The following is a 257-nucleotide window of genomic DNA, read 5'->3' as shown; positions in this document are numbered from 1 at the left end:
GCTGTTCGAGATGTTCGAGCAGAAGACCGGCCTGATGCAGCTGCTCGACGTTTCCAGCCGCGCCGGCGGCGTGCAGATCTTCATCGCCGGCGAATCGAACCTGGTGCCGATGGACGAAATGAGCGTGGTCACCGCCCCCTACGAGGTGAACGGCAGGATCGTCGGCACCCTGGGCGTGATCGGCCCCACGCGCATGGCCTACGAGCGCGTGATCCCGATCGTCGACATCACGGCCAAGCTGCTGTCGAACGCGCTGA

The 257-nt window shown here is 65.0% G+C and carries 1 pseudogene; it reads left to right on the top strand.

Annotated elements, in window-relative coordinates:
- Positions 1 to 257, top strand: a pseudogene (locus KVT32_RS30580) (heat-inducible transcriptional repressor HrcA); the annotation flags it as partial.

Origin of the sequence: Achromobacter sp. GbtcB20, assembly GCF_019091095.1 — a bacterium.
GTDB lineage: Bacteria > Pseudomonadota > Gammaproteobacteria > Burkholderiales > Burkholderiaceae_B > Achromobacter > Achromobacter mucicolens.
Note: the sequence above shows the minus strand (reverse complement) of the source record. Positions and strands in the feature narration are given on the sequence as shown.